Origin of the sequence: Streptomyces sp. NPDC004658 (genome assembly GCF_040609555.1) — a bacterium.
Classification (GTDB): domain Bacteria; phylum Actinomycetota; class Actinomycetes; order Streptomycetales; family Streptomycetaceae; genus Streptomyces.
This window is the reverse complement of sequence record NZ_JBEXKG010000278.1, coordinates 1-5,587: the sequence shown is the minus strand read 5'-3', so window position 1 is coordinate 5,587 and position 5,587 is coordinate 1. Positions and strand designations below refer to the sequence as shown.

General features: G+C 77.1%; 4 protein-coding genes and 1 pseudogene. 3 read left to right on the top strand and 2 right to left on the bottom strand.

Annotated features, from left to right (window positions below; translation table 11 throughout):
- Window positions 1-114, bottom strand: a 114-nt coding sequence (locus tag ABZV94_RS39700) for an RICIN domain-containing protein (protein WP_356349655.1), incomplete at its 3' end; no start/stop codon positions are given.
- Here ABZV94_RS39700 and ABZV94_RS39695 point away from each other — a divergent pair.
- Window positions 95-1,300 (top strand): annotated as a pseudogene (locus ABZV94_RS39695) (asparagine synthase-related protein); the annotation flags it as partial. The gene ABZV94_RS39700 and the pseudogene ABZV94_RS39695 sit on opposite strands and share 20 nt — an antisense overlap.
- 163 nt (window positions 1,301-1,463) lie before the next feature.
- A complete protein-coding gene (locus tag ABZV94_RS39690; RefSeq protein ID WP_356349653.1) occupies window positions 1,464-4,889 on the top strand; it encodes a BTAD domain-containing putative transcriptional regulator in 3,426 nt (1,141 codons plus the stop codon).
- On the opposite strand, the gene ABZV94_RS39685 is transcribed toward ABZV94_RS39690, so the two are convergent.
- Window positions 4,876-5,226 carry an NPCBM/NEW2 domain-containing protein gene (locus ABZV94_RS39685; RefSeq protein ID WP_356349651.1) on the bottom strand — a complete coding sequence of 117 codons (351 nt, stop codon included), beginning with the start codon at window positions 5,224-5,226 and terminating at the stop codon, window positions 4,876-4,878. The two genes, ABZV94_RS39690 and ABZV94_RS39685, sit on opposite strands and share 14 nt — an antisense overlap.
- A 130-nt stretch (window positions 5,227-5,356) precedes the next feature.
- Between ABZV94_RS39685 and ABZV94_RS39680 the strand changes: the two genes are divergently transcribed.
- Window positions 5,357-5,587, top strand: a 231-nt coding sequence (locus ABZV94_RS39680; protein ID WP_356349649.1) for a hypothetical protein, incomplete at its 3' end; no start/stop codon positions are given.

The window sequence follows — 5,587 nt, the reverse complement described above, 5'->3', positions numbered from 1 at the left end:
CGCGTTCCACTTCTGGTTGGCGCCGCCGGTGCAGCTCCAGATCTGTATCCGGGTGCCGTTGGCGGAGTTGTTGTCGGTGACGTCCAGGCACTTGTCCCTCCTCGGCCACGGCACGGGCGCGGGGGAACGGCTCCTCGCCGTCACGTTCAACGATCTGGCCGTCACCGGCCGCGAGGCCGAACTGGAACGCGCCGGCGCCCTGGCCGCCAATCCCCGGCTGCACCACGTCGTCGTCACCGGCGGAGAGGAGACGCTGCCGTACGCCGACCTCGACGGCCCGTTGACCGACGAACCCGGCCCCTCCCTGGTCCAGGCGGCCCGGCACCGCGCGCGGCTGGCCGCCGGCAGCGCCGACCACTTCACCGGTCACGGCGCCCGCCAGGTCCTGGACGCCCACCCCGCCCGCCTCGCCGACCTCCTGGTGGACCGCAAGCGGCGCCACCTGGTCCGGCCGGTCGCCGCGCTCGCCCGCGCGGACGGCTCCGTGATGGTCCCCGCGCGCGTGTACAGCGCGGCCCGGCGCCTGGCCCGCACCCCCTACCGGGCGGGCCTGGAGGTGCTGGCCGAGCGGCTGATGCGGCGCCGCTTCGACGAGCCCAAGGGGGCGGTCGGCGCGTCCCTCGCCGCGCTGGCCTGGGCGAGACCCGGACCCGCCGCCCGGTGGCTGACGGGGGAGGCGCTGGCTGAAGTATCGGTTCTGCTCCAGGCGGAGGCGGACCGCTCCGCCACCGGCGCGCAACGCCCCGGCGACTACCGCGCGCGTGCGGCACTCGCCCGGCACGCCGCCGACCTCCGCGTCCTGGAACAGGCCGCGGAGATCCGCTCCCAGCGGCTGCACGCGCCGTTCCTCGACAACCAGGTCGTGCGCGCCTGCCGTGACCTCCCCGAGGCCCTGCGCGTCCAGCCCGGCGCCCGCGCCGCCATCCTGCGGACGGTCCTGGAGGGCGCCGGCGTCACCGACCTCCCGCCCGGCTGGGGGGCGCCCTCCCACGCGTCCTCGGCGGCAGCGGCGCGCGTCGGACTGCGCGCGGCCACCGACCCTCTCCTCGACCTCTTCTCCACGCCGCTGCTGGCCGACGCGGGCCTGGTGGAGGCGCGTGTCGTCCGCAAGGCGCTGCGCTCCGCCGCGGCGGGCGAGGCGCTCCCCCTGGACGGCCTGGCCGACCTCGTCTCCCTCGAACTGTGGCTCCGCCGCCTCCTCTCCCGCCGCGGCACCTGCTGGACGGGCACCCCGACCCGCTCCCGCGCCGTCCCTTCGGGGATCCAGCCGAGGCGCAGCGCGCTCGCGCCGGGGGTGTGAGCGGTGGGGGCTGAGCCGGTGGTGTGCCCGCGGGCCGCGGTGGGCTGATCGCGCAGTTCGCCGCGCCCCTGCGGGGCGCGTCCGAGTCCCCCGGGAACCGAAAACCCGTGCCCCATCCCGTACCCCCCGCCACAATGACCAGGTGCGGTACAGAATCCTGGGCGTGACCCGAGCGGCGGACGACCAGGGCGCCCCCGTACCCATCGGCGGCCAACGCCTCCGCACACTCCTCACCGCCCTGGCCCTCCGCCCCGGCCGCACCACGGCCCCCCACACCCTCGTCGAGGAGATCTGGGCGGACGACCCGCCCCAGGACGCCCCCGCCGCCCTCCAGGCCCTCGTCGGCCGCCTCCGCCGCACCCTCGGCCGGCACACCGTCGCCTCCACCCCGGGCGGCTACCTCCTCCAGGCGACCGAGGACGACGTCGACCTCCACGTCTTCGAGCGCCTCGCCCACGCCGGCAGCCGGGCCCTCACCGCCGGCGATCCGGCCACCGCCCACCGCACCCTCACCCAGGCCCTCGCCCTCTGGTACGGCCCCGCCCTCGCCGACCTCCCCGACCGCACCGCCGCCGCCCGCACCGAGGCCCTGCGCCTGGAGGCGACCCGCGCCCGCGCCGCCGCGGCCCTGGCCCTCGGCCGCGCCCAGGAGGCCGTACCGGAGCTGCGGGAACTGACCACCGCCCACCCCTACGACGAGCCCCTGCACGCCCTCCTCATCCGCGCCCTGCGCGACACGGGCCGGCCGGCCGACGCCCTCGCCGCCTACGAGTCCGCCCGCCGCACCCTCGCCGACTCCCTCGGCACCGACCCGGGCCCGGAACTCCGCGCCCTGCACGCCTCTTTGCTGAAGCAGGAGCCCCTGGACACCGCCGAGTCCCCGGGCTCCCCCAAGTCCCCGGGCGCCCCCGGCTTCCTGAACACCCCCGAGACCCGGGAAGCCCCCGCGTCCCCGGCGCACCCCGCACACCCCACGCCCCCGGCGCACGCCGCACACCCCGCGCCCCCGCGACTGCCCGAGCGCACCGGCAATCTGCGCCCCCGCCTGACCTCCTTCGTCGGGCGGGAACCCGAGCTCGACGCCCTTCGATCCGAACTGCACAGGGCCCGCCTGGTCACGCTGACCGGACCGGGCGGCTCGGGAAAGACCCGCCTCGCCGAGGAGGCCGCCGCACCGCTCCCCTCGGCCTGGCTGGTGGAGCTCGCCCCGCTCGACCGGCCCGAGGCGGTGCCCGGCGCGGTGGTCAGCGCGCTCGGCCTGCGCGAGACCGCGCTGCTGACCAACGAGCTGGCGACCCCGCAGGCCGACCCCACGGCCCTGCTGATCGAGTACTGCGCCCCGCGCAGCCTGCTGCTGATCCTTGACAACTGCGAGCATGTCGTCGGCGCGGCGGCCGCCCTCGCCGAGACCCTCCTCACCCACTGCCCGGGGCTCACGGTCCTCGCGACCAGCCGCGAACCCCTGGGCGTCCCCGGTGAGTCGGTGCGCCCGGTCGAGCCCCTCGTCCCGGAGCAGGCGCACCGCCTCTTCGCCGAGCGCGCGAGGGCCGTCCGTCCCGACGCCGACGCGGTGCTCGGCGACACGGAGGCCGTGGCGGAGATCTGCCGCCGTCTGGACGGGCTGCCGCTGGCCATCGAGCTGGCCGCGGCCCGGCTCAGGCTGCTGACCCCGCGCCAGATCGCCGACCGTCTGGACGACCGCTTCCGCCTGCTCACCTCCGGGAGCCGCACGGTCCTGCCCCGCCAGCAGACCCTGCGCGCGGTCGTCGACTGGTCCTGGGAACTGCTGGACGAACGGGAGCGGACGGTCCTGCGCGAGGTGTCGGTGTTCGCCGGCGGCTGGGACCTCGCGGCGGCCGAGGCCGTGTGCACCGGCCCGGCCGCGGACCTGATCGGCGCGCTGGTCGACAAGTCCCTGGTGGTCGCCGCCCCGCACGACCCGGACGGCACCGGTACCGGCAGCGCCATGCGGTACCGCCTGCTGGAGACCATCCACGAGTACGCCACCGAGCGCGCGGCCGAGGTCCCCGGGCTGCGCGCGGCGGCCGAGCGACGCCACCGCGCGTGGGTGCGGGCGCTGGTGCGGGAGGCCGAGCCGCGGCTGCGGTCGGCGGACCAGCTGCCCTGGATCGCCCGCCTGGAGACCGAGCTGGACAACATCCGCGCGGCCCTGGACCGCGCGGTCCGCGCGGGGGACGAGGCGGAGGCGGGCGCCATCGTCCTGGCCACCGGCTGGTTCTGGTGGCTGCGCAACCACCGTCAGGAGGCGGTGGCCTGGGTGCGGCTGGTGCTCCGCCTGGGCGTCGCCCTGGACACCCTGCCCGCGGGCGCGCCGGCCGAGGAGGTACGGGCCCGGACGGAGACCGCCGACCCGGTGGGCGCCTTCCTGGCCGCCCCCGACGGCCAGGCCGGGCATCCGCTGCGCGAACTGCGGATGGACCTGCGCATGCTGGACCTGTTCCTCACCGCCGAGGCGGGCACGGAGAAGCTCGCGGCCGACGAGCGGGCCCGGGAGTACCTCGCGCGCGTGCGGGCGGCCTACGAGGGCGGGGGGCCGCGCGCCGCCCGGCTCCCGGGCATCGTCTGGCCGCTGACCTCCTACTACCTGGGCGGTCCGACGGACATCCGCCCGCTGATGACGGAGTGCGTCGACAACTGCCGCCGCCACGGCGGCGACTGGGAGCTCGGGGTCGCCCTGATGTACCGCGCCCACGTGGCCGTCGACTCCCCGGGCAACCTGCGGGGCGTCGACGAGGACCTGGCCGAGCTGCGGACGCTCACCCGGCGCGTCGGCGACCGCTGGATGCGGGCGCAGGTGTGCAGCGCGGCAGGCGAGGCGGCCATGGCGCGCGGCAGGTACGACGAGGCGCGCGGCGAGTACGAGGAAGCGCTGCGGCTCGCCTACGAGGTGGGCGCCCACGCCGAGTCGCCGTTCCTGATCGCCCGGCTCGCCGAGATCTCCTACCGCTCCGGCGACCGGGAGGCCGCGCTGGCCGCGCTGGAGGAGGCGGGAACGGCAGCCGACCGGTACGCGGTACCGGAGTCCCGGGCCTTCGTGCTGCTCCTGCGCGCCCACATCGCCCTGCACGACGGCCGGCACGCCCGCGCCCGCGAGCTGTACGAGGCGACCCGGGCGGCGATCCGGGACGGCACCCCGCCCCCGCAGTTCGTGGCGGCCCAGCGGATGGTCGAGGCTCTGCTCGCGGCCGGCGAGTCGGGACCCGGACACGGCTTGCCGATCATGGCGGAGGCCCTGCGGGAGGCCGTGGACCACCAGTGCGCCGAGTCGATCACGGCCGGTCTGGTGGACGTGGCGGCCGGTCTGCTGGCCCGGCTCGGCGATCTGCCGGGCGCGCTGCGCCTGTTCGCCGCCGCGGACCGCTGGCGCGACGGCCTCGACCGGCCCGAGCCCGAGCGCGGCGAGGCCGCCCGGGTGCGCGCCGGGGCGCGCGCGGCCCTCCCGGCCGACCGCTACGCCGCCGAGTGCGCCCGCGGGGCCGCCTTCGGCGTGGCGGACGTCCTGCGCGAGCTGGACGCCGCGGCGGGGCCCGGTGAGGGGCCCGGGAGCGGTCCGGCTACCGGCAGGTGAACCGGGACTCCGCCCAGTCCGCGAGTGCCGCCCGGTCGATCGCGTTGCTGTGGGGTTCCACCACGAGTCGTACGGTCGTGCGCCCGGTGAGGTCCACATGGACGGGGACGGCCGGCTCGCGGCCCCTGACCATGCCGGACCGCCACAGCCGGACCCCGTCGGCGTAGACGGAGAAGGAGACCTTGCCGAGGCCGAGCGTCAGGTCGTCCACGCCGGCCAGCGCGTCGTACGCGGTGCACTGCCGGTTGAGGGCGATGGTGACGGAGGAGTCGCCGTGGACGGTGACCCCGCGCGCGTACCGCTTGCCGTCGACGGACAGGCCGTACCGCTGCCACACCCAGCTGCTCTCGCCGAGCGTGATCTCGGGCCGGGTGCCGTCGCCGACGACGTCGAAGCTCAGCTCGTTCAGCTCGTAGACGGTGGGCTCCGGTGGCGGAGCGGGCGGCGCCGGCGGGGTGGGAGTCGGGGTGGAAGTCGAGGTCGGCTCGGGCCTCGGACTCGGCCCGGGGGGCGGTGTCGGGGTGGGGGTGGGCTCGGGGGCGGGCTTCGCCGGAGGCGCCGGGGCGGGGGTGCGGGTGGGCGTCGGCGCCGGCCGGGGAGCGAGGACGACGGGCTTGGGCGGGGTGGTCCCGCCGCCCGGCTACCTGGCCGGGGTGCGCGAGCTGTGCGACAAGTACGGCATCGTCTTCATCCTGGAC